1 pseudogene is annotated in these 1336 nt (G+C 78.2%); it reads left to right on the top strand.

Going from position 1 to position 1336, the window contains the following annotated elements:
- Positions 1–1336, top strand: a pseudogene (locus tag GT042_RS13060) (primosome assembly protein PriA); the annotation flags it as partial.

Here is a 1336-nt window from a genome sequence, read left to right as displayed (position 1 = left end):
GTCGTACCGGACGGGCGGGTCGCGGGCCGGGTCGACGAGGCGCTCACGGAGCTGCTGGGTGCCGGGCACCACGCGCTGCTGACGGCCGAGGCCGGTCCCGAGAAGCGGTACCGGGAATGGCTGGCCGTCCGGCGCGGCGCCGTGCGCGCGGTGGTCGGGACGCGCGCGGCGATGTTCGCGCCCGTACGGAACCTGGGCCTGGTGGCCCTCTGGGACGACGGCGACGGCAGCCACAGCGAGCAGCACGCGCCGCAGCCGCACGCGCGTGAGGTCCTGCTGCTGCGCGCGGCCCACGACAGGTGCGGCTTCCTGCTGGGCGGTACGAGCTGCACGGTGGAGGCGGCCCAGCTGGTCGGGACCGGCTGGGCGCTGCCCCTGGCCGCCGACCGCGAGCAGGTGCGGAAGGCCGCTCCGCTGGTCCGTACCGTCGGCGACGGCGAGTTGGCCAGGGACGAGGCCGCGCGGGTGGCCCGGCTGCCCAGTCTGGCCTGGCAGGCCGTCAGGGAGGGGCTCAGGACGGGCCCGGTGCTGGTGCAGGTGCCCCGGCGCGGATATGTGCCCCGGCTGGCCTGCGAACGCTGTCGTACGCCCGCCCGCTGCCGGCACTGCGCGGGGCCGCTGGAGGCCCCGGAGCAGCGGGAGTTGCACTGCACGTGGTGCGGAAGGGGCGAGCCGGCCTGGCGCTGCGTGGAGTGCGGGAGCACGCGGCTGCGCGCACAGATCGTGGGGGCCCGGCGGACGGCGGAGGAGCTGGGACGGGCCTTCCCGGCCGTGCCGGTCCGTACGTCGGGCCGGGACCATGTCCTCGACTCGGTGCCGGGGCGACCGGCCCTTGTGGTCAGTACGCCGGGGGCCGAGCCGGTCGCGGAGGGCGGCGGGTACGCGGCCGCGCTGCTGCTGGACGGCTGGGCGATGCTGGGGCGGCCCGATCTGCGGGCCGGCGAGGAGGCGTTGCGGCGCTGGATACAGGCGGCGTCGCTGGTGCGCGGGCAGGGGGAGGGCGGCACGGTCGTGATCGTCGCCGAGCCGACCCAGCGGCCGGTGCAGGCGCTGGTGCGCTGGGACCCGGTGGGGCACGCGCAGCGCGAGCTGGCGGAGCGGGCCGAGCTGGGGTTCCCGCCGGTGTCCCGGATGGCGGCGGTGACGGGGCGGGCGGAGACGGTCGGCGCGTTTCTGGGCTCCGCCGCGCTGCCGTCCGACGTGGAGGTCCTGGGGCCCGTACCCCTGCCGGTGACGGACCCGGGCCGGCCGCGCAGGCCCGGCGATCCGCCGCCGGGGGAGGTCTGGGAACGGGCGCTGCTGCGGGTGCCGCCGGGGAGCGGGGCGGCGCTGGCGG

Origin of the sequence: Streptomyces sp. SID3212 (genome assembly GCF_009865405.1) — a bacterium.
Taxonomy (GTDB): domain Bacteria; phylum Actinomycetota; class Actinomycetes; order Streptomycetales; family Streptomycetaceae; genus Streptomyces.
Note: the sequence above shows the minus strand (reverse complement) of the source record. Positions and strands in the feature narration are given on the sequence as shown.